The 23023-nt window shown below is 71.0% G+C and carries 17 protein-coding genes; 12 read left to right on the top strand and 5 right to left on the bottom strand.

Annotated features, from left to right (window positions below; translation table 11 throughout):
* Positions 1-16 precede the first annotated feature (16 nt).
* From IPJ59_RS08995 to IPJ59_RS08965, 7 genes are all read left to right on the top strand, one after another.
* Positions 17-832: a hypothetical protein gene (locus IPJ59_RS08995; protein WP_293270822.1), complete on the top strand. Its 816-nt coding sequence runs from the start codon at positions 17-19 to the stop codon at positions 830-832.
* Positions 833-869: 37 nt separating this feature from the next.
* On the top strand, positions 870-2753 hold the full coding sequence (locus IPJ59_RS08990) for a hypothetical protein (RefSeq protein ID WP_293270820.1): 1884 nt from the start codon (positions 870-872) through the stop codon (positions 2751-2753).
* A gap of 12 nt (positions 2754-2765) precedes the next feature.
* A complete protein-coding gene (locus IPJ59_RS08985; protein ID WP_293270818.1) occupies positions 2766-4037 on the top strand; it encodes a DUF1501 domain-containing protein in 1272 nt (423 codons plus the stop codon).
* Positions 4003-4581 carry a hypothetical protein gene (locus tag IPJ59_RS08980; RefSeq protein WP_293259146.1) on the top strand — a complete coding sequence of 193 codons (579 nt, stop codon included), beginning with the start codon at positions 4003-4005 and terminating at the stop codon, positions 4579-4581. The genes IPJ59_RS08985 and IPJ59_RS08980 overlap by 35 nt, the downstream gene beginning before the upstream one ends.
* Before the next feature lie 56 nt (positions 4582-4637).
* Positions 4638-6071 carry a tetratricopeptide repeat protein gene (locus tag IPJ59_RS08975; protein WP_293270816.1) on the top strand — a complete coding sequence of 478 codons (1434 nt, stop codon included), beginning with the start codon at positions 4638-4640 and terminating at the stop codon, positions 6069-6071.
* An 81-nt stretch (positions 6072-6152) separates the two neighbouring features.
* Positions 6153-6653, top strand: coding sequence for a DnaJ domain-containing protein (locus IPJ59_RS08970; RefSeq protein ID WP_293270815.1), 501 nt, complete (start codon positions 6153-6155; stop codon positions 6651-6653).
* 34 nt (positions 6654-6687) lie between these two features.
* Positions 6688-8496 carry an AIPR family protein gene (locus IPJ59_RS08965; RefSeq protein ID WP_293270814.1) on the top strand — a complete coding sequence of 603 codons (1809 nt, stop codon included), beginning with the start codon at positions 6688-6690 and terminating at the stop codon, positions 8494-8496.
* Here the strand turns inward: IPJ59_RS08965 and IPJ59_RS08960 are convergent, their stop codons facing one another.
* Positions 8497-10356 carry an IgGFc-binding protein gene (locus tag IPJ59_RS08960; RefSeq protein ID WP_293270812.1) on the bottom strand — a complete coding sequence of 620 codons (1860 nt, stop codon included), beginning with the start codon at positions 10354-10356 and terminating at the stop codon, positions 8497-8499.
* Positions 10357-10819: 463 nt separating this feature from the next.
* Here IPJ59_RS08960 and IPJ59_RS08955 point away from each other — a divergent pair, with 463 nt between their 5' ends.
* Both IPJ59_RS08955 and IPJ59_RS08950 read left to right on the top strand, forming a co-directional pair.
* Entirely contained in the window at positions 10820-12019 is a 1200-nt protein-coding gene (locus IPJ59_RS08955) for a hypothetical protein (protein ID WP_293270810.1), read from the top strand.
* 96 nt (positions 12020-12115) lie between these two features.
* Complete coding sequence (locus tag IPJ59_RS08950) at positions 12116-12637, top strand: inorganic diphosphatase (RefSeq protein WP_293270808.1); 522 nt, start codon at positions 12116-12118, stop codon at positions 12635-12637.
* 7 nt (positions 12638-12644) lie between these two features.
* On the opposite strand, the gene IPJ59_RS08945 is transcribed toward IPJ59_RS08950, so the two are convergent.
* Entirely contained in the window at positions 12645-14225 is a 1581-nt protein-coding gene (locus IPJ59_RS08945; RefSeq protein WP_293270806.1) for a serine/threonine-protein kinase, read from the bottom strand.
* A gap of 81 nt (positions 14226-14306) precedes the next feature.
* The gene (locus IPJ59_RS08940) at positions 14307-15734 is read right to left on the bottom strand and encodes a BamA/TamA family outer membrane protein (RefSeq protein ID WP_293270804.1); all 1428 of its coding nucleotides are present in this window, start codon (positions 15732-15734) and stop codon (positions 14307-14309) included.
* 167 nt (positions 15735-15901) lie between these two features.
* Between IPJ59_RS08940 and IPJ59_RS08935 the strand changes: the two genes are divergently transcribed.
* Both IPJ59_RS08935 and IPJ59_RS08930 read left to right on the top strand, forming a co-directional pair.
* Positions 15902-18340, top strand: a complete 2439-nt coding sequence (locus IPJ59_RS08935; protein WP_293259168.1) for a hypothetical protein — start codon at positions 15902-15904, stop codon at positions 18338-18340.
* A 1216-nt stretch (positions 18341-19556) separates the two neighbouring features.
* Complete coding sequence (locus IPJ59_RS08930; RefSeq protein WP_293259172.1) at positions 19557-19952, top strand: VOC family protein; 396 nt, start codon at positions 19557-19559, stop codon at positions 19950-19952.
* Between the two features lie 51 nt (positions 19953-20003).
* Here the strand turns inward: IPJ59_RS08930 and IPJ59_RS08925 are convergent, their stop codons facing one another.
* Together IPJ59_RS08925 and IPJ59_RS08920 are read right to left on the bottom strand one after the other, a co-directional pair.
* On the bottom strand, positions 20004-21443 hold the full coding sequence (locus IPJ59_RS08925; RefSeq protein WP_293270802.1) for an oxidoreductase: 1440 nt from the start codon (positions 21441-21443) through the stop codon (positions 20004-20006).
* 464 nt (positions 21444-21907) lie between these two features.
* Positions 21908-22882 (bottom strand): CAP domain-containing protein, encoded by a 975-nt coding sequence (locus IPJ59_RS08920; protein ID WP_293270800.1) that lies wholly within the window; start codon positions 22880-22882, stop codon positions 21908-21910.
* Here IPJ59_RS08920 and IPJ59_RS08915 point away from each other — a divergent pair.
* Positions 22881-23018, top strand: coding sequence for a hypothetical protein (locus IPJ59_RS08915; RefSeq protein ID WP_293270798.1), 138 nt, complete (start codon positions 22881-22883; stop codon positions 23016-23018). The two genes, IPJ59_RS08920 and IPJ59_RS08915, sit on opposite strands and share 2 nt — an antisense overlap.
* The last annotated feature ends 5 nt before the right edge of the window (positions 23019-23023 follow it).

The raw sequence follows: 23023 nt of genomic DNA, 5'->3' as shown, positions 1-23023 counted from the left end.
GTGCTGTGGGTCTCCCGTGGGCCCACTCCGGACGGCACTGTCACTCGCGGCGATCCTCGCCGCCTGCGATCCCGACGCCCCCGCGGCCGACGACAAGCCGGTCACCAACCAGACCCTCACCGCGCTCGACACCGACGTCGCCCAGCTCCGCGTGTTCGACCGCATGCTCCGCCCGGTCGGCCTCCGCGACCTCGCCGCTGACGACGTCGCCGCCGTCGCCCTCGCCCAGGTCGAGGATCGCCTGCGCCAGGACCTCGTCGACCCCGACTGCCTGACGCTCACCCGCACCGCCGACAGCCTCAGCCTGCGCTTCACCGCCTGCGACTACGCCGCCAACCACGAGCTCGACGGCCTCGTCCAGCTGCACATCGCCCCCGAGACCGGCGACTGCGACGGCACCGCCTGCATCGTCGCCGTCGTCTACACCCTCGAGATCGACGCCCTCAAGCTCGGCGAAGTGGAGCTGCTCGCCGCCGACTCCACGCTGCGGATCCCCACCGACAAGTCAGCGCGCGTCCATCACGGCGAGGCCGAGCTCATCGGCCCCGACGGCGACCACCTGAGCGCCCGCAGCGACTCGAGCTGGACCACCAACCTCGGCTGCTTCACCGCCGACTTCGGCCTCGAGATCGCCACCGATACCCAAGAGATCAGCGCCGCCGGCCACGACGTCCACGTCTGCGAGGCCAACTGCCCCGACGCCGGCGAGGGCCTCATCGCCTGGGGCGCCGGCTCCACGCTCGCCTGGCGCTACACCGGCAAGGGCCAGCTCGTCGTCCGCGGCCCCAAGGGCCGCGTCTTCGACGTCACCCGCGCCTGCGCCGACAAGTGACCCACCCAGCCGCCCACCGACCGCGAGGAGACCACGCATGACACCGATCCGCAGCCTCTCGCTCTCCGCCGCCCTCGCCCTCGCAGCCTGCAGCGACGACACCGGCAACGGCAGCAGCGACACCACCAAGTCCGCCACCACCGACGCCAGCGCCACCGCGCCCACCAGCGGCGACAGCGACAACCCCACCACCACCGCGAGCAGCGACAGCGAACCCGGCACCACCGCCGGCACCACCACCGCCACCACCGCCGATGACCCCACCACCGACGGCCCGGCGCCCACCACCGTCCCGCTGTCCCCCACCGACCACCTCGTCCGCGTCTCGATGGCCCTGCGCGGCGTCCGGCCGTCCGCCGACGACCTCGCCGACGTCGCCGCCGACCCGACCCTGCTGCCGATGTTCGTCGACGACTACCTCGCCGACCCGCGCTTCGCCGAGACCGTCAAGGATATCTACGCCGAGGCGCTGCTCGTGCGCGCCCAGCTCAACGGCTCCATGCTCGCCTACCGCGGCCCGCTGCTCGACCTCGACGACGCGACCTACATGGCCTCGACCCCCGAGGAGCCGCTGCAGCTCATCGCCTGGGTGGTCTCCGACCCCACCCGCTCCTTCAGCGAGATCGTCACCACCGACACCGTCATGGTCGACGAGATCGGCGCAACCGCCTGGCACGTCAGCGGCTACGACAAGCAGACCGGCGGCTGGCAGCCCGTGCAGTGGAGCGACGACCGTCCCAAGGGCGGCGGCGTGCTCGCGAGCTCCGCGCTGTGGCACCGCCACGCCTCCAACGGCAACAACTACCAGCGCGCCCGCGCCAACCTCGTCAGCCGCGTCTTCCTCTGCGACGACTACCTCACCCGCGACGTCCCCCCCTTCAACGACGTCGACTTCTCCGACCCCGACGCCGTCAACAACGCCCTCCAGCAGAACCCCGGCTGTCAGGGCTGCCACCAGACCCTCGACCCCCTCGCCGGCTACTTCTGGGGCGTCGCCTCCCGCGGCCGCGCCGGCCTCGTCCAGGCCTACGACGCGATGGACGGCGTCACCTGCCTCAAGCCCGACGTCTGTTATCCCACCACCGAATACGAGCTCGACTTCGAGGACGACTGGAAGACCAAGACCAAGCGCACCCCCGGCTACTTCGGCGTCCCCGAGGCCGAGGGCGGCGTCGACAAGCTCGGCCTACGCATCGCCGCCGACCCCCGCTTCGCCCAGTGCACCGCGCGGCGCTTCTACAGCTACATGGCCCAGGTCCACCAGGACGCCGTCCCCTTCGCCCTGGTCGCGCGCTTCACCGACGCCCTCGACCAGGACGGCAAGCTCGACGTCCGCGCCCTCGCCCGCGAGATCGTCCTGTCCGACGAGTTCCGCGCCAGCCACAGCCTCGACGCCGAGGAGGCCGAGACCCTGGTCGGCTACAAGGTCGCCCGGCCCGAGCAGCTCGCCCGCATGTTCAAGGAGCTCGCCGGCTTCGACTGGTACGGCATCCGCACCGCCGACGACATCAACGGCGAGTTCTCGCTGCTCGGCAGCGACGCCTTCGGCTACCGCGCCATGGCCGGCGGCATCGACGGCTACTCGATCACCCAGCCGACCCACACCTTCAACCCCACCCGCACCCTCGTGCTGCAGGCCCTCGCGGCCGAGGCCGCCGGCTACGTCGTCGACCGCGACTTCGACCTCCCCGCCAAGGCCACCCTCCTCACCGAGCTCAAGGACAGCACCGGCGACGAGCCCGGCGTGCGCGCCCAGATCGCCCTGCTCCACGCCCGCGTCCTCGCCGAGCTGGTCGCCGCCGACAGCCCCGAGGTCGACCAGTCCTTCGCCCTGTGGACCGCCGTCGCCGGCGACAACCGCCAGAAGTGGAAGATCTTGCTCACCGCCATGTTCCAGGACCACCGCCTGACCTTCTACTAGGAGGGATATCTCATGCGATTCAATCGTCGTTCATTCATCGGTCTCGGCCTCGCCGGCCTCGGCGCGCTCGCCCTCCCCCGCCGCGCCGCCGCGGCCGGCGCGAAGAACCTCCTCGTCGTGTTCGCCCGCGGCGCCTGGGACCCCGTGTGGCACATCGACCCGCAGGACCCGCAGAACAAGAGCATCGACTCGCCCGCCGGCACCGTCATCCCGTACAGCAAGGGCATCGAGGTCCTCAGCCCCGACGGCCACCCCAACATCGACCTGTTCTTCAAGGACTGGGCCAGCGGCTGCGCCGTCGTCCGCGGCATCAACGTCGGCTCGATCGCCCACTTCAGCGCCCACGTGCGCATGATGACCGGCACCCGCACCGAGCTGAGCCCCGACCTCGGCGCGATCACGGCGGTCAGCCTCGGCGACGGCCTGCCGCTCCCCTACGCCGACATCGGCGGCGGCGCCTATGCCGGCCCCTTCGCCGCCCAGATGGGCCGCCTCGGCAACCACAACCAGATCGCAACATTGCTCGACCGCGCCAAGAAGAGCTACAAGCCCGCGCCCACCAAGGTCGACTATACGCAGACTCCATTGCTCGTCCCGGGCCCCGCCGAGGCCCAGCAGATCCACGATTACGTCGAGGCTCGCGCGGCCGCGGCCGCCAAGCTCCGCGGCGCCCTCGGCGACAACAATCGCCGCCTCGGCGACTACCGTGATTGCTTCCACCGCGCCGACGACCTCCGCGCCATCCCGGCCCTCCAGACCCTCAAGCTCAGCGCCTCCTCGGCCCTCCCCGGTCAGGTCGACCTCGCCATCACCATGCTCGACCAGAGCTCCTGCGCCGTCTACCTCGACAGCGGCCAGGACTGGGACACCCACACCACCATCGCCGACCAGGGCGACAGCGCCGACGCACTGTTCGCCGACCTCTCCCTCCTCATGGCCAAGCTCGAGGCCGCCGGCCGCCTCGCCGACACCGTCGTCGTCGTCATGTCCGAGATGGGCCGCACCCCCAAGCTCAACGCCCCCGCGCCCCAGGGCGGCAAGGACCACTGGCCCATCACCTCCGCCATGGTCCTCGGCGCCGGCGTCCAGCCCGGGGTCTACGGCGGCACCGACAGCAGCCTCAACGGCCGCAACGTCAACCTCCTCACCGGCAAGGCCGACGACAAGTCCCTCGAACCCCTTCGCTACGACAACTTCGCCGCCGGCGTCCTCAAGCTCGTCGGCGTCGACCCCCAGGAGTGGCTCCCCGATGTCCCACCGATCGAAGGCTTCATCGCTCCCTGAGCGCCTCCTCCTCGCCGCCGTCCTCGCCGCCTGCGGCCACGAAGACAGCGACAGCGAAAGCACCACCACCGCCGCCACCACCTCCTCCTCCAGCGCCGCAACGCCGACCACCACCAATACCACCACCGAAGCCGCCACCACCACCACCGCCGAGAGCACCAGCGGCGCCGCCGATACCACCGCTGCGACGACCCATACCAGCAGCACCGGCGACGCCGTCCACTGCGACAATATGCTCACCTGGGAGAACTTCGGCGAGGCCTTCATGCTCAGCTGGTGCACCGGCTGTCACAGCTCCGCCCTGCCGACCGCCGACCGTGCCGGTGCCCCCTGCGCCGTCAACTTCGACGCCCACGCCGGCGTCGTCCCCTTCGCCGCCAGCATCGAGGTCCGCGCGATCGACTGGCAGAAGTACGACAGCAAGCCGATGCCGCCCGCGGCGATCGTCCCCGACGACGAGCTCGCCCTCCTGCGCGAGTGGATCGACTGCGGCGCCCCCGGCCCCGACACCGGCCAACCCCCGCCCAAATGCCCTGACCCGTGAACCCGCGCCCGACCGCGAGCCAGGAACATCGCCGCGACCCGGTTGTCCCCCGGCCGATGCGCCCGCACCACAAAGCCGCCGTGCTCGCGCTCGCCGTGCTCGCCCTGCTGGTCGGGGCGCCGACCCACGCCGCGCCTCCCGAGGCGCCCAGCGCCCAGCCCACCGACCCCGAGCTCGCCCGCCGCGCCCTCGCCGAGCTCGCCCGTGGCCACGAGGCCGTCGGCCGCTACGCCGACGCCGCCGACTTCGCTGAACAGTACGCCGCCCGCTACCCCGACGACATGCAGACGCCAGACCTGCTCCGCGACGCCTACCGCATCCGCGTCGGCCTCGGTCAGCGCGACCAGGCGCTCGCCGTGCTCGACCGCCTCGAGGCGCGGTACCTCCGGCGCGACCCGGAGCAGGCCGCCCAGATCTTCTGGCGCCGCCGCGACCTGCTCCGCGGCGATCACGAGCACCGCGAGCACGCCATCGCGTACCTCAAGCGCCACGGCAAGTCGGGCCCGCAGGACCTCCTGATCGTCGCGTCGGCCCGCGTCGGCCAACTGCAGTGGCAGGCCGCGTGCGAGAAGGGCCCGCTCCACGACCTGTGCATATCCATACAGCGCCCTGGCGGCAAGACCTCCGACGAGGGCCCCCGCGACCGCGCCCGCATGCTCCGCGATCGCACCCGTCACCATCAGCGCCCCAGACCCCCCGAGCCGCCGACCTGCAAACAAGCCACGACCCCGACGCTGACGGTCTACCCCCGCAACCCAAAGCTCGCCGCCGAGGCCCGCCGCTGGCTCACCGAGGCCCTCGAGCTCGCCCGTCGCGCTCCGGTGGCGATCCCCGCCGACGACGTTCCGCGCGCACGCGCCTACCACGACGCCACGGCGATGGCCGCCCTCCACCTCGCCGACGCCAAGCTCGAGGAGCTGCTCGCGCTCCCTGTGCCCTCGGGCCTCCGCTTCGCAAGCGAGCCCGCGGACCGCAAACAGCAGCGCGTCCGCGAGGACTCGCTCCGGCGCCTATCCAAATACCTCGCCGACACAGGCGCGCTGGCGCAGACGCTCGAGCGGCAATACGCAGAGATCGCGGCCTCCCGCACCAGCCCCGAAGCGACGATCGCCGCGCTCACCCGCCTGGGGCAGCTCGCCGAGTACCGCGCCGCCGCCCTCCTGCTCGCCGAGCTCCCCGCCGAGATCGACGCCCCCCCAATCGTCGCCGCCTACTGCGAGGCGATGCTCACCCAGGTGCAACCACTGCTCGCCGCCGCCGTCGCCGCCCACGGGCGCTGCCTCGAAACCTCGATCACGACCGGCCATTTCACCGACTTCTCGCGCCTCTCCGAGCAGACCCTGCAGACCCTCGATCGCCGCGGCTGGCCCGAGCTCGTCGAGATCTTCGGCACCGCCCAATACACCGAGAGCCGCCCCGAGACCATCGGCGTCGTCGAGACACCCCCCCACCTCAGCGCGGTGGCCAGCGACGCCGCCTCCCGCGAGTAATATCGTCGCACTCTGCACGGCCGCCCCCTCGTGAGCGAAGCGCCTCACAGCTCCCGCGCCACTTCGAGTAGCCTGCCCCGCGTGTCCGAGCTGTTCGCCGCCGCCGTCTCGATCGCCCCGACGAAGCGCCGCCGCTTCCTGTGGGCCGCGTGGTGGACCGCCCCGCCGACCCGCGAGCCCTTCCGCAAGCCCGACGCCTCCGAGGGCGGCGCCCGCACCCGCGACGAGGCCCTGCGTGCCGCTGAGCAGGCCGCCGGTCGCAGCCTCGTCGAGATCGAGGCCCGCTGGGCCCGCGCCTGGGCCCGCGTCCTCATGGGCCAGGAGCCCTTCACCAGCCCCGCCAGCGACACCACGAGCACCGCCCCGCGAGCCACCCGCGAGGCCCCCGCGTCGATCTGGCAGCTCCTCGGCCTCACACCCCAGGCCACCATCCCGGAGATCCGCGCCGCCTTCCGCCAACGCGCCCTCCTCACCCACCCCGACCACGGCGGCGACCCCGAGGCCTTCCGCGCCCTCCGCCGCGCCCACGACGAGGCCCTCGCTCGCCGCAGCCGGGCGAGCAAGCGACCCCGCCGCAAGTGACCACCGACGCGTCATCGTTGTATGCTGCGCGCTCATGAGCGACAGCTACGCCGGCATCGTCGAGCAGTGGGTCCGCAGGGTCGTCGACGAATACGGGTCCCGCCTCGCAGCACGCGGCGTGGACGATCCAGGTCGGCGCAAGTCCAATGCATTCTGCGCGCTCTGCGTCGCGGCGCTCCTCGAGCTCGACGAGGGGAAGGCCGTCGACTGCCTCACCGATGGAGGTGAGGACGGCGGGGTCGATGCGATCCACGTCGGCGAGACGCTCCATGACAGCTTCACAGTATGGCTATTTCAGGCCAAATATCATGGCAGTCTCGATGGCACAAAGGCGTTCCCGGCCGGCGAGCTGTCCAAGATCATCCAGACTGTCACGACCATCTTCGACCCCGAGAAGCCTCTCACCGGCATGCGGGACATCGCCCACGCGGTCGAGGACGCCCGCTCGCGGATCCGCGACGGCGCGATCCCCCAGGTCCAGGTCGTGCTGTGCAACAACGGCGTACGCTGGCAGAAGGACGGTGACGCTCGCATCGCCCAGGCGGACCTCGATCCCCGCCAGGTGCAATGGGAGCACGTCAATCACCGCCGCCTCGTCGAGCTGAAGGTACCCCGCGAGATCAACACGGTCCTGGCCTTCGAGGGCGACGCCGCCGTCGAGGACCTCAGCTTCCGTCGCGTCCTCGTCGGCCGGCTCAGCGTGCGCCAGATCGCCGCCCTGATGCACGAGCACGGCGACCTCCTGCTCGAGCGAAACATCCGCCGCTTCCTGGGCCCGAACAATCGCGTCAACCACGACATGCTGACGACGCTCGCAACGCCCGCGCTGCGCCCCAATTTTTACTTCTATAACAACGGGGTCACGATGGTCTGCCGCGGCTTCCAGCATAACTCGCTGCAAGCCCGGAACTTCGCGGTACAGGTCAAGGGGCTGCAGATCATCAATGGCGGTCAAACCTGCAAGACGATCCAACGCGCGCTGGAAGCCCGCCCCGAGGACGACTACTCGCAGGCGCACGTGCTGGTACGCCTGTACGCGCTGGGGGAGGACGACCAGGAGATCGTCGACAAGATCACCTACGCGACCAACAGTCAGACGCCGATCGAGCTGCAGGACCTCCGCGCCAACGACGAGGTGCAGCGCCGGCTCGTCCTCGACGTCCAGGCGATCGGCTACACCTACGTGTCCAAACGCGGCGGCGCCCGCCGCATGGAGGGAGCGATCGGCTCTGCCGAGGCCGCCGAGGCGATCATGTCGGTGTGGCGCCAAAAGCCCCACGTGGCCCGCACCGCGGGGATGAAATTGTTCGATCAGTACTACAGTCAGGTGTTTACACCGACCTTGACCGGCGCAGAGCTGGTCGCCGCGGTGTTGGTGCTCCGTGACGTGGAGACCCGGCGGCGGACGCGTGCCTACCCCGCGTGGGCGGAGATCTTCATGCCCTACGCCTCCCACCACCTGACCATGATGATCTGGATGCATGTGCTCGCCACATCCGCGACCGGGCAGACCCTCGCGCACACCGGCTTCGCGCGGGCCATCGAACGCTGGCAGGCGCAGGCGGAGCAAACCTACCTGGCGATGGTCGATGACCTCGCTGTCGTGCTCAAGGTCTGGATGGCGCTGTCCCTCGATCAACCCCAGGTGCTCCGCGATATCGCCGGTGCGTTTCGTGGCGGACGCCTGGGGGCGGGGCTGGCGCTGTGGTTCGCTCCCGACGGGGCGCAGCGGCGCGACTCGATGCGCGGCCTGGCCGACCCCGAGCTCGCCAGCTGGAAGCAACGCCACGCCGGACGTGGGCATCAGCTCCCGCTGTCGGGCTCCGAGCCCGGCGAAGATTGATCACTGCGGGATGAAGTTCAGGTCGAGCCCGCCCGGGTACCAGTAGCTCGTATATTGCCCGTACCCGTAGATCATCACGCCGAACTTCTGGTCGCCCGCGAACAGGTGATTGCCGTCGCCCGCGTTCGACAGCGGGATGCGGGCCACGCTGAAGCCGGTCGCGCCGATCGCCGCGAAGCCGCCGACCGGGGCGCCGTCGACCGTGATGTTGGCGTTGGGCGGCGCGACGATATTGGCGAAGCTGGTGTCGTAGTTGGTCGGCGCGTGGATGAGATACCCGGTCCGGAACTGCTCGGTGGTCACCGCGATCGCCATCGCCGGGTCGCCCGAGCCGCCGCCGCCGTTTTGACCGATGAAGTACTGCGCGACCAGGATCTTCTTGTCGCCGGTGATCTTGAAGTCCGCCTGGGTGTTGGCGATCTCCGCGTAGTCGCCGGCGTTGACCAGCATTGCCGGCGCGCCGTTCTGCGGCGGATCGTAGGTCAGCGCCGTGTTCGCCTCGGTAGCGATGATGCGGACCATCTCGCCCTTCTTCGTGTTGGCGTTGATCAGCGGTGCGGTGACGATGTACTCCTTCGACAGCACGTCGATCGGCGGGATCGACTCCTCCAGGCGGTCGCAGAACTGCACGTTGAACGGCACATTGGTGCACTTGTGGCCGCCGATCACCTGCACCGGCTTGGTCGACTCGATGCGCGTGCCGGTCAGGTCGGAGCCGTCCGGGCCGCCGCCCTTCGCCTGCGTGAACACCTCGAGCACGTCGCCCTCGTTCAGCATGACCACGCCGGTCCCGTCGGCCGCGACCCCCGCGCCCGCGTACACCTTGTTGCCGGTCGCCGACGGCGTCAGCGTCACCTGCGTGCCGTCCTCCTTCGCCGTCACCGCGTAGAAGCCGGGGATCTGGTAGTTGGCGAAGGTCCAGTGGTTGCGCGACGCGACCCGGAAGTCCTGACCCCAGGTGTTCACCGGCAGCAGCAGCCCCGCGTCGTTGATGTACGAGAAGGCGTTACCGACCTTGTACTGCAGCGGCTGGTATTGATAGACCGTCACCGGGTTGTCGGAGCGCAGGCGGTAGGCCCCGTCGGCCAGCATCACCGTCGGGCCCTGGGTGGCGATGGCCGGGATGTTCAGCGCGTCGATGTACGGCAGCTTGATCACCTTCGCCGTGTTCGGCCCGACCATGTCGTTCACGATCAGGTTGGCGCCGCGCGTCACCGTGATCTTGGTGTTCTTCGCGGTCGTGTTGGCGACCACCACCGCGTAGTCGAACACCCACGGGTTCGTCTCGTGCAGGCCGGCCGTCACCGTCGGGTAGTAGTCGCAGCCGATGTAGCTGGTCCCGAGATTGGCCGGCGCGCAGTCGCCCTGACAGCTGCCCGCCATCGCGTCACACAGCTGGCCCTGGATCGGGTCGCAGGTCTCGATGTCCCCGTAGGCGCCGCCCTGATCGTCGCACTTCTGGACCTTGTCGCCCTCGCACTTGAAGCTCCCCGGCTCACACGCGACGCAGCCGACCCCCTCGAGGCAGAAGCCCGGGCAGACCTCCTCGTCCTTGAAGCCGCCCACGCCGTCGCAGACCTTCTTGTTGTTGCCCTCGCACAAGATCGTCCCGTCCGCGCACGGCGGGTCGCCGCTGGTGCTGCCCGGGCCCGTGCTCGTCGACACGTCGGTGGCCGTCGAGTCGCTCGTCATGCCGGTCGTCGTCATGCCGGGCCCCGTCGCGCTCACGTCGCCCGTCGTCCCGGTCGCGCTCGTCACGTCCGTGGCCACCGTCGAGTTCGACTCGCTGTCGCCCCCGGTCGGCACCTGCGTGGTGCTCCCGCCGGGACCCGTCGCGCTGGTGTCGACCCCCGAGGTCACGCTCGCGACACCGGTCCCGGTGCCCGTCGCGGCGTCAGTGCCCTGCGTGCCTGCGGAGTCGTCACCGCAGGCAGATGCCAGCGCAGCGACAGAGATGAGTGAGAGGTGACCGGCAGAAATCCATGAACGCATACCGGGCATCGTAACGAAAATGTCGCCCGACAGCGTCGGTGTAACCTGTCCCGAGGGACATGTCGGCGCCGGGCGAGCGACACCGCGCTGCCCGAAGATCCGCGCCCTCCGGGGAGGCGCGAAGCCACGCCAATGGCGCCACGGCCCAGCCAAGAATCGTCACGCGGCCAGAAATTCGTTCATACCGGGCGACTTTCCCAAAAAACGTTCTCGGCAGACCCAATACGTCGAGGTCGCGTGGGGTCGCCTCCCCCCTGCAACCCACAACCATCCCCATCGTCGACGCTGCCGCCGCATGCAGGTGTACGATCATTCCGATCGGCGCCCGCTCATGACCCCTACCTTTCGCCTGCTCCCGATATCTGCCCTCCTCATCGCCTGCCCCGGTGACACCGGCTCGTCCACCACGACCGATGCCGGCTCCACCGGCGACGCCACCGGCAGCTCCACCACAAGCTCGACCACCACCGCCAGCGACAGCTCCACCGACACCCCGACCAGCTCCGCCCCGACGACAGGCAGCGACGCGAGCACCAGCGGCATGCCCGACAGCACCGGCAGCACCGGCGCCGCCGACAGCACCGGCGCCGCCGACAGCACCGGCGCGAGCGAGGACGAGATGGTCACGCTGCTCGACATGCCCTGCGAGAAGTCGCCGCCGGCCGCGACTCGCTGCGAGCGCTACGAGGTGACCTGCGCCGGCCTGGCCCCGGCGATCGTCGACCTCGCGATCTACGGGGCCAAGAACGGCGTCCCATCCAGGGGCACCGTGCTGTTCGGCAGCGGCGGCGACGGCACTGGCTTCTACAACTTCACCCAGACCAAGGCGCTCAACAACACCGGCTACACCGTGGTCGAGCGCCGCTGGCCCGCGGGATGGTTCACCGGCGGCACCGACGGCCCGCAGCATGCCGCCTGTCGCCTCGCCGCGCTCATCCGTCACCTCCGCACATCGCCCCCCGCCCGCGGCCCGCTGTGCGCCACCGGCAATTCGGGCGGCAGCGCCGAGCTCGGCTATGCCCTGACCTGGCAAGGCGCCGCGCCCTCCCTCGACTTCGCCATGCCGACCTCGGGCCCGTTTCACCGCCTCGATCTCGCCTGCCAGGGCGAGGCGGACGCGGATTGGCCGGACCAGTGCGACGCCCTGCGCCAGGCGACCTGCCCCGATTGCGCGAGCACCGGCTGCCAGCTCGGCAACGGCCCGCGTTCGCTGATGGACATCGCATTCGCCGACACCCCGCGCTGCACCAAACCAGGCCCGGGCGACCTCGCCCTGCTCGCCGAGCGCGGCCCCGAGCTCGGGCCCGACGTCGCTGACCTCGGCGATCTCCCGATCCACTTCATGATCGGCAAGGACGACCCCGGCGCCTACGAGCCGCTGGCCACCGCCTTGCACGACTCGCTGCTCGCCGGGGGCGCCGCGGTCGACATCGACTACATCACCGGCGCCCCGCACGAGATGGACAGCGTGCCCGCCGGCGGCGACGCGATCCGCGACGCGATCCTGACCCGCTGCGTGCCGCTGCCCTGATACATGTCCTGAGAGACATGTACGATCAATCGCCCGGGCCCGCGAGCGCTCCAGCGACGCTCGTCCTGGAGAACTCAGCGCACACCCCCAGGCGCGATGGCGCCGATGCTCGCAGGAGCTGCGAGCACCGGCGACCTGATCGCGCTGGTCGCGACGCGGGCCGCGTGCTACGTGCTGCCCGTGCGCGACGCTCCGCCCTGCGACCTCGACCTCCCGGCCCGCGGCGAGCGCTGCGAGGTCCTGGTCGAGTACCCGCGGTGGAGCATGGTCAAGCGGCGCAGCGACGGCTCCGTCGACTTCATCGCCCCGCTCCCCTGCCCATACAACTACGGATCGATCGCCGGCCGGCGCTCCGGTGACGGCGACCTCCTCGACGCCGTCGTCCTCGGCCCCCGCCTGCCGCACGGCACCCGCCGCTCGCTGGTCGCTGTCGGCGTGATCGGCTTCCTCGACCTCGGCGTGCACGACCCCAAGGTCATCTGCAGCGAGGGCCCGCTCTCGCCGCGCCAGCGCGTCGGCCTCGAGCTGTTCTTCCGCTCCTACGCGACCTTCAAGCGGGCCCTCGCCGCCGCGCGCCGCCAGCCCGGGGCGACCTGCTACCTCGGCTGGCTCCGCTGACGCGGCCTCACCGCGTCAGCGCGGCGAGCAGCACCAGCAAGCCACCGAGCAATCCAAGCGCCAGACCCCACAGCCACGTCTGCATGTACCACTGCGCTGGCGGCCTCGCGCGCGCCGCAGGACCCGCGGCCGCGGGTCGCTGCATCGGCCGCGTCGGCAACGAGTCGAGCGCCTGCGAGGGCTTCGCCCCCACGCCTCCAGGACCTGGCCGCGCCGCCCCGGGCCCCGTCGGCCTCGCCACCGCCGGCTGCGCCACCGTCGGCCTCACCGCGCCGGGTGCACCTGACTTCGCCGCGACGGCGACCGGCTTCGCCGCGGGCGCTGCCACCGGCGCGCCTGGCTTCACCACCGCCTGCGCTCCCGTCGTCTTCACCGCCATCGGCCCGGCCGGCTTCACCACTCCCGCGGGCGCCCCCGGCTTCACCACCGCCTGCGCCCCCGTCGTCTTCACCGCCTGCGGCCCGGCCGGCTTCGCCACTCCCGCGGACGCTACCGGCTTCACCACCGCCTGCGCTCCTGTCGTCTTCACCGCCGCCGTCACCGCGGCCTTCACCGCCGCCTGCGCCCCCGTCGTCTTCACCGCCCCCGCAGCCGACATGTCCTTCGGGCCAGCCCCCGCCGCGCGCTTGAGCTCCGCCGGACCGGCGCGCTCGAACGGCGCCAGGTCAGCGAGCAGCGCCTCGGCCGACGCGTAGCGGTTCTTCGGCTCGCGCTGCAGGCAGCGCGTGATCACCTCGGCGAGCCCGCGCGGCGCCGTGGGCAGGTACTGGCTGAGCGGCGGCGGCTGGTAGCTGCGCAGCGCGACCAGGGCGTCGGCCACGTTCTGGCGCGCGAACAGCTGCACCCCCGTGATCGCCTCATACAGGATCACACCGATCGACCACAGGTCGGCCCGCGCGTCGACCCGCGACGCGCCCTGCAGCTGCTCCGGCGCCATGTAGTGCGGCGTGCCCATCGTCGCCCCGGCGGCGGTGAGGAAGTGGTGGGCGAACTTCGAGATGCCGAAGTCCATCAGCTTCACCACCCACTGCCCGCGGATCGCCCGGCACAGGTAGATGTTCTCGGGCTTGAGGTCGCGGTGGACGATTCCCGCCTTGTGCGCCGCCGCCAGCCCCGTCAGCGCCTGGCGAACGATCCACACCGCCAGGCCCGGGTCGAGGCGGCGGTGGGTCTGGATCAGCTCCGCCAGCGACGCCCCCTCGAGCAGCTCGAGCACGATGTAGGGCCCGATCTCGCTGGTCCCGAAGTCGAGCACGTCGCAGATGTGCGGGCTGCCGATCCGCCCCGCCGCGGAGGCCTCGTTGCGGAAGCGGCCGAGCAGCTCCGCGTCGCTGGCGAAGCGCGCGTGCATCAGCTTCAGCGCCACCGACCGGTGCACGAAGGTGTTGGTCGCCTGCCACACGCTCGCCATCCCGCCGTCGCCGATCTTGCGGTCGAGGCGGAACTTGTTGTCGAGCAGGCGGCCCTCGAGCGGCAGCAAGGTCCCGTCCTGCGGGCACTGCAGGCGCTCCGCCGGATACACGCGGCCGCAGCTGCGGCACGGCGCGAGCGCGGCGGCGAGGGACACGGGCGGCGGCAGGGCGGGCACGGCGGGCCAGTGTACAAAAAAACCGCGTTCCCGCGACGCCCGCCGCGCGCGCGCGATCACATCCACGCCGCGGCCCCCGCATTAGAACGCGTGTTCGGTCATCAGATAGAACCCGGCCGACTCGCGACTGAAGCCGCCGTCGACGCGGATCACCGCGAAGCGATCCCAGGTGATGAGCAGCCCCGGCCCGCCCGACACGTGCCAGTTCAGCGGCAGGTCCCGCATCCGCTGCGCCACCAGGCCGATGTCCACATAGCCCTTGAGGCCGATCCCCAGCGTGTGCTTGCGGACCTTGAACTCGATCGGCTCGAAGCGCAGCTCGACGCTCGCGAACGCCTTGTGCTTGCCGATGAAGCGCCGCCGCATCCACCCGCGCCCGGTCACCACGCCGCCGAGCCCGTCCGAGCTCACCAGCCCGCCGAACTCACCCAGCGGCACGAACGGCGCGTCGCCCCACAGCCCGTCGTAGGTCAGCCGGTGCGCCAACACCAGGCTCGGCACGCCGAGCGTCCAGTAGTGGCGCAGCGTCGCGTGCACCCGCCCCCACGCGTGGTTCGACCCGGTCCACGGCCCCGCCGAGTCGACCGTGATGTCGTGCAGCGCCCCGCGCTTGGGGCTCCACTCATTGTCGCGGCGGTCCCAGGTGAGGCCGAGGCGCAGCACCCCGCGGCGCGTGGTCCCCTCGTCGTAGGCCCGCTCCGTCGCGAACAGCGAACCCTCATATTTGCGGATCTGGTCGACCCAGTAACCGAACCCGGAATACGATCGCAGCGTCCCCATCGGCTGCGGACCGGGCGCCTTGTAGGTCCACAGCGGATGCTGATACGTGAAGGCCCCGCCGATCGTCCGCACGAAGGTCTGGAAGTGGCGCCCGCGCAGATCCTGCCCGCGCAGGTACGCGTTGTTCGCGACCCCGAAGTACGGGAACACCGGGTCGATGATCACCCCCGTCGACACCTCGAAGATCTCGCGGTAGCCGAGCAGGTCGCGCAGCCGCAGCGAAAATCCGTGCTGCTGCACCTTGCGCAGCGACACCCGCGACTCGATATACAGGTACACACGATTCGGCTCGTCGTCACGCGTGCGATACGCGTAGTTCAGCGACGCCCCCAGCATCAGCCCCACCGACGGCTGCGAGCGCAGGCTCGGCAGCGGCAGGAAGCGGTGCGGGTTGCGGCGCTTCGCCGTCTTCGCCCCGCGGGTCTTCGGCGCCAGCGGGTTGCCGAGCCACTCCCAGCGCGGCACCTCCTGCGGCGCCGCGGTCAGCCCGTCCTCGCTCGGCAGCGCCGCCGCGGGGATCGCCGACACCGGCGGCGCCGGACTCGACGGCGCTGGCGCGGCGTCGCCGGCCGCGACCTCGACCGGACGTCCGTGCTCCAACGACACCGCGTCGCCAGCCTGCGCCGCGTCGGCGCCGATCGGCTTGTCCGCCGCCTCCGGCTCGAGCGACGCGCCCGGCGACGCCGAGGCGACCCGCGAGAGCAGATAGATCGTTGTCGAGATGAGCACGGTGACGTGCCGCGCAGGGGACCCGCAAAGCTAACCCAAATTCATGCTCACCGGGCCGCTGCAACCCCGCCAGCTCGCGACCCCGGACCTGTCCCAGGGCCCAGCACCCCGCATCTCCGGCTCGCCGCGCGATTGAGTTTCACCGCCCCGCAGCCTATGGTCCGGCCATGTTGCCCGCGCCCGTCCGTCGGCTCATTCCCCTGCTGCTCGCCCTCCCGGCCTGCAACAACCCCGTGATCTCCGCCACCGCCGACGACCCCAGCAGCGGCACAGGCGCAACCAGCGGCGCCAGCGACCCACTGCCGACCACCGGCGAGGCCACCAGCAGCGGCGACACCGGCAGCACCGGCGAGCCCGCCGCCGGCCTGACCCACGGCCCGCTCCGGGCCGGTGTCGCCGTCGGCCACATCACCGGTCCGGTCGGCGCCTCGATGGCCGGCTACGGCGGCCGCAAGAAGACCAACAACACCCCGTGGAACGACGTGCTAAACGGCGCTTCTGGCTTCTACGGCTACGGCGCCGCCAAGGCGATCGCGCTCGAGGTCGAGGGTGAGCGCCTGGTCCTGCTGAAGATGCCGACCATGAGCTCCGAGGCCTCGCTCACCGAGGGCACGATCGCCAAGCTCAAGCAGCTCCACGACATCGACCTCAGCGGCCGCCTGATCACCGGCGCCACCCACTCGCACCACAACATCGCCCGCTACTGGCGCCTGCCCAAGCTGCTGGCCGGCGTCGGCGCCGACTCGCCCGACGAGGAGATCATCGACCGCATCTCGACCGAGCTCGCCCAGGTCGTCGCCGACGCGATCGCCGACCTCGGGCCCGCCGAGTGGGGCACCACCGAGGCCGAAGATTGGGACGCCGATGATCTCATTTATCGCGACCGCCGCGGCGAGAATGACCCCACCTACGGCAAGGACCCGCGCCTCACGATCCTCGCCGTGCGCCGCCCCGGCGGCGATCCGATGGCCGCGATCCTCAACTTTGGCATGCACGGCACCGTGTTCGACAGCGACAACGAGCTGTTCACCGAGGACGCCCCCGGCGGCCTCGAGCTCAAGTTCGAGGAGCACTTCTTCGCCCGCAGCGGCAAGCCGATCTTCGGCATGTTCATCCAATCCGGGGGCGGCGACGCCTCGCCCGGCGGCGACCGCTTCAACCACCCCGGCGCCGCCCGCATCGAGCTGCTCGGCGAGGACGCGGCCCCGAAGATCTACGACGTATATCAGCAGATCACCTGGAAGACCGAGCTCACCCTCGGCGTCCGCTCGCGCCGCATCGACCTCACCTACGCCGGCATCGGCTACGACGAGCTCCCCGAGTTCCAGAACGCCGCCAACTTTCCCTACACCTGGGGCGGCTGGCAATGCAAGGGCCCGCTCCCCGTCGACGACGGCAACCCGGCCACCAGCATGCAGGGCATGCCCAAGGACTGCATCGATATCAAGGGCCTGCTCGCGGAGTTCGGCGAGACCGTCCCCCACGGCGAGGTGCACCAGATGTACACCACCGTCGCCGCCCTCGACGACTTCTACCTCGTCACCCTCCCCGGCGAACCGACATACTCCGTCATCAAGCACCTGCGCGAGGAGCTCGCCGCCCGCGATGTCCGCGGCATGGCCTTCGGCTACTCGCAGGACCACATGCTCTACCTGACCCACCCCGACGACTGGTATCAGGGCGGCTACGAGGCCGAGATGAGCCTGTGGGGCCCCCTCGCCGCCGACCACCTGATCGCGCGCCAGATGGAGCTCGTCGAGGCGCTCAAGGCCGGCGAGGGCGCCCCGGTGTGGAGCGAGGAGTCGCCGAACCTCTCGCTGCCAAAACCCTTCGAAGCGCGGGCCATCGAGCGCAGCGACGACGCCGGCGAGCGCCTCGTCGACACCGCCGCCGACGTCCAGCGCGGCGACACCGTGCGCCTCGCCTGGGGCGGCGGCGACCCGTCGCTCGGCGACCCGCACGTCGTCCTGCAGGTCGAGGCCGCGCCCGGCGAATTCACCGACGTCGCCAGCCCGAGCGGCTGGCCCGGCGCTGTCCTCGACAACAGCCGCTACCACATGCTCACCCGCTACACCCCCGACCCCAAGCCCAACGGGAAGATCCTCGCCAGCCGCAAGCATCACTGGTACGTCGATTTCCAGGCCCCGCTCGACCTCCCCGCCGGCGCCTATCGCCTGGTCGCCCGCGGCCCCGCGAAGCAGGACAGCCTCACCGACTACGAGGTCGCCTCCTCCCCCTTCGTCGTCACCGCCGGCAAGGCCGACCAGCTCGCCGCAACCCTCCACAACGGCACCCTCACCCTCGCCTGGACCCACGAGCAACCCCAGCCCACCAGCATCGAGACCTGGCCCGTCGACGCATATCGCCTGCTCGACGCCACCGTCCCGCCCGACCAGCCCGCCACCATTCGCGCGGCGATCACGGTCGACTTCTTCATCGACGGTGAACCCGTCGGCGACAGCTTCGAGGTCCCCTACACCCCCGGCAAGGGCCACATCCTCGACTTCGCCCGCACCGGCCTCAGCGCGGACGGCCTGTCCGTCCGCGCCCACCAGAGCAGCGACATCCTCCCCACCTTCGTCGAGGCAGAGGTCATCAGCGGATGAGCGTTCAGTCGCATCCGGAGAACGTGTTTCATCTAAGCATCCGTTCAGTATTGGTGTAGATCGAGGAAATGCGGATCCCCCTGCTGCTAGCGACCGTGATCGCCAGCGCCGCCTGTGCCCCCAACCCCGCCTTCGGCATCAACGACGGTGCCATGACGGGCGGCCTCACGGGCGGCCTCACGGGCGGCCTCACGGGCGACCCCACGGGCGGCACCACTGGCGACCCCACTGGCGAAACCACGCCCACCACCGGGCCGCTCACCACCGCGGGCGGCACCACCGGCCTCACCAGCGACACCACCGACGCCAGCACCGCCACGGACGCCAGCACCGGCGGCGCGCAGGACTGCTGGTCGCAGGGCGCCGAGGGCTGGCCGACGATCGGCGCCCCGCTCGACATGTTCCAGGACCTGAACCCGGGCGACCCCTTCATCACGCCCGACGGCCTGCGCCTCTACTACATCGCGCTGAACGAGCGGCGTCCCTTCCTCAGCACTCGTGTGAGCCGCGACCTCCCCTTCGGCAACGGCGTGCAGCTGGCCATCTGGGACACCAACCCGGCCTACGTGCCCGCCTACCCGGCCTTCGTGCTCGCCGAGACCGAGATGTTGATGTCCAACTTCGACGACATCGCCTTCTCCGTGTACCAGGGCGGCAACTTCGACAAATACAGCGATCCCGTGCTCATCGCCGGCACCAACACCGCCGATCCGGAGCAGCAGGTCACCGCCACCGCCGACGGCGAGGTCCTGATCGTCGCTCGCAAGGACGGCCCCCCGCTCCTGCCCTACTTCCCGCAGGAGTCCCCGCGCTTCCATCAATTCACCCGCGTCAAGCCCAAGCCCGGCGACGCCTTCAGCGGCGACACCGACGTCTCACCGCAGGTCGGGACCCTGCACCTCTCGATCTGCCCGGTGCTCTCGCCCGACGGCCTGCGCCTGTTCTTCGCCAGCACCGAGGAGGCCTTCCTCGACGACAACAACGTCGATACGGCCGTGGGTATCTACTACACCACCCGCGACGCTCGCGACGCCCCCTGGGGCCCGGCCACCCGCATCGCCATCGCCAGCGGACATCGACGGCGCCACCTGCCCGAACAGCGTCACCGCCGACGGCTGCGAGCTCGCCTACCACCAATTCCGCCTCAAAGGCGGCACCTACCAGAACTTCCTCGCAACCCGCGCGCCCTGACGCCGCACCCACCAAGCCGCGAACGATGCGCCCCGCCGTCACCCACGTCCTCACGATCCTCGCCGTCGAGCGCCTCCGCGAGAGCGTCGAATTCTACCGCGCCGCGTTCCCCTGGGACACCAGCGTCGAGACCCCCGTCTATGTGGAGTTCACCCTCCCCGGCGGCGCACGCATCGGCCTCTACGAGCGCGAGGCCTTCGCCCGCAACACCGGACGAGTCCCCGCGAAGATCGCCGATGGCGAGCTGGCCCCGACCGAGCTCTACTTCCACACCGACGATCTCGACGCCGCGATGCAGCGCCTGCAGGCGGCCGGTGCCCGCAGCTTGAGCCCGCTCGCACCCCGCCCCTGGGGCGACGACGCCGCCTACTTCGCCGACCCCGCCGGCAACGTGCTCGTCCTGGCAAGGCCCAGCCGCTGACATCTGCGGCGCCGTTCCGCGGCATCCGCGAATACACTAACCTCCGATCTCTCACCGCCACCGCGGCGCCAACAATCTCCGCTTCCCGTCCTGCGCCAGCGTCACGTCCGGCGCGTCCAGCTCCTTGCGGTCCCACAGCTGACACGTCACCTGCTTGTGCCGCGTATCCAGCGCCTCGCAGTAGTTCGTATATTTGCAGCGCCGCACCTCCTCGCCGCGCCCGAGCGACACCTTTAAAAACCAGTCCGGGTCCGCCAGGCTCTGCCGCGCCGCCGCGACGATATCCGCGTGCCCCGCCTGCAGCGCCGCCTCGGCCTGGTCGAAGCTATTGAACCCCCCCGCCGCGACCACCGGCGTCGTCAGTCCCTCGTCGCGGATACCCGCGCGGATCGCCGCCGCCAGCGTCACGTTGCGCCCGAAGGGCCCGCGCTCGTCGCTGATCACCGTCGGCATGCACTCATAGCCGCTCGGCCCCGTATATGGGTAGACCGCCTCGCCCACCCGCGGCTGCTCGGCGTCATCGAACTTGCCGCCCTTCGACACGCTGATGAAGTCGAGCCCCGCCCGCGCGAAGCTCCGGGCAAAGTACACCGCGTCCTCGAGGTCGCTCCCCGCCGCGATCACCTCGTCGCCCAGCATCCGGCAGCCCACCGCGAACTCCGCCCCGACCCGCCCCCGCACCGCACCGATAACCTCCAGCGGCAGCCGCACCCGCCCCTCCAGATCGCCGCCGTAGCCGTCACTCCGCGTGTTCGTGCGCGAGAGGAAGCTCGCCATGGTGTACGCGTGCGCGTAGTGCAGCTCGACCCCGTCGAAGCCCGCCGCCCGCGCCCGCCCGGCCGCATCCGCGAACAGCCCCGGCAGCACCGCCGGCAGCTCGCGCACCTGCGCCAGTTCGAGGTCCGTCACCTGCTCGCGGTACCCGTACTCGAGGTCGCGCAGCTCCCTGGCCGTCAGGACATGTCCCCAACAACCTGGCCCTTCCGCCAGCAAGCGCTCGCGCAGCGCCGCCTCCGGCGCGTCGCGCCAGGCCGGGTCCCCGAGCCGCGCCGCCAGGCGCTGACGATGCCCGTCATCGACCACCAGGAAGCGGGCGAAGAACTTGTCGGCCGGCGGCCGGCGCTTCACCGCGAGGAAGTCGATCAGCTGGATGAGCAGCCGCGTCTGCCCGCCGCTGGCGACCCGCACCGCCTCGACCAGCGCGCGCAGCCCCGGCACGAAGCGGTCGTCGCCGGCCCGCAGCAGCGGCCCCGACGGCACGTCGCGGATCCCCGTCGCCTCGACCACCAGCGCCCCCGGCCGCCCCGCCGCGAAGCGGGCGTACCAGTCGATCACGTCGCGCGTCACCAGCCCGTCCTCGCTCGCCCGCCACGGCACCATCGCCGGCACCCAGGTGCGCTGCCGCAGCGCCAGCGGCCCGCAAGCGATCGGCGAGAACCACAGGCTCCGCGCCGCCTCCTCGGCCGAAGGCCAGCGCGCCGCTGCGACCACGTGCCGCTGTCTCTGAGGCGGATTCCACATCGCGCCGCAACCCTAACACAGCCCGCGCAGGCCCCGAACACCTCGACATAGGGACCGTCGTCCGCGCCGCCGATGGACATTGCCGCATGTGTGCCCACGACGTCCAAAGCGCGTTGGCACCACTCGCACCGCCCGGAGCATGTCGCAAGGGACATGTCCGTGCCGCCATGTCGCCCGCTCAGGGCCGGTGCGGTCCGGCTTCTCGGCGACGCCGACCGCACCGTCCTTGAGCGGAGGCTTGCCGTGCCGGAGGGCCGAGAGGGGGGTCGACCGAGTCCGGCGTAGACCCGGGCATCACCCCGGCGACGGTGTGTCAGGCCGTGTTTGAGGGCGACCCCCCTCTCGGACCTCCGGCTTCTCGAGCCTACGCGGACGCCCAGCCGGACCGCACCGGCCCGTGCGACGTCATCCGCGCCACCGAGATCCCGAGGCCACTACCCACAGTCAACGATCGTCACGCTGTACGCGATCGCCGGGTTCACGCCGCCGAGCTTCACGTCGTAGGTCTTGCCCGCCTGCACCTTCCAGCCCTGCGGCACGAAGCGGACCGCCGAGCTCGAGCCGTAGCCGCCGCCGAGCGCGTTCACCGTCACCGGCTTATCGACCCCGCCCTCCTTCACCGACACGGTCGCGCTGTTCAGGTCGATGCTGTCGCTCTGCACCGTCCAGCCCGCGAGGTCGACGTCCGACCAGCCCACCGTATCCACGTGCATCGCCTGCAGCGGCACCAGCCCCGGCGGCGGCCAGGCCAGCCACTGCTTGCCGGCGTTGCCCGCCCCGCCGATCACGAACAGGCACGAATACTGGGTGGTCGAGCCGAGCCCGATCGGCCCGAGGCTGTTCGACAAGATCCAGCGTCGGTGCCCCATCGTCGTCTCGTTGCCGACGTCGATCATGTACAGGTCGACGCTGAACACCCCCGCGCCGCCCGAGATGTTGCTCTTCCCCGCCGCCTCCGCCCCCTCCGCGCTGTAGCACTTCCAGTTCATCGGCGGACTGTGACTGAGCTGCCCGTTCGCGTGCATCATCAGCGCACACGCCTGCGCCTTGCCCGTCTTCGTCGCGTCCTCCGCCACCGGAGGCAGCTCGGCGATCCATCGGTACAGGTTCACCAGGCGCAGCGCGTTGTCCCGACCGTCCTGCGACACCGCGCCCTTGTTGCAGCTGTTCACGTCCCCGCTCCAGCTGCCCTCCCCCAGCTGCGCCCGGTCGCCGTTCCAGCGCTCGCACAGCAGCGCCGCCTCGTCCGGCGGCGGGTCGCCGCTCGTGCTCCCAGAGTCGCTCGTCCCCGGACCGCTCGTCCCCGGACCGCTCGTCCCCGGACCGCTCGTCTCCGGCCCGCCCGTCAGCACCGCACCGGTGCTCTCCAGCCCCGTGCTCGCGCCGTCGCTACCTGGCCCTGCGGACATGTCCGTCGAGCCAGCCGAGCTCCCCGGCCCCGCGCTGGTCGGCGCGTCGCTGTCGCTCCCCGGCCCCCCGGCCCGCCCGAATTCGAGGTCGCACCCGTCGGCCCGCCGCCGCTGCTGCCCGCGCCGCTGCTGCTGACCAGC

The sequence above is a fragment of the Nannocystis sp. genome (assembly GCF_016714285.1).
Taxonomy (GTDB): domain Bacteria; phylum Myxococcota_A; class Polyangia; order Nannocystales; family Nannocystaceae; genus Nannocystis.
This window is presented reverse-complemented; position numbering and strand designations above follow the sequence as displayed.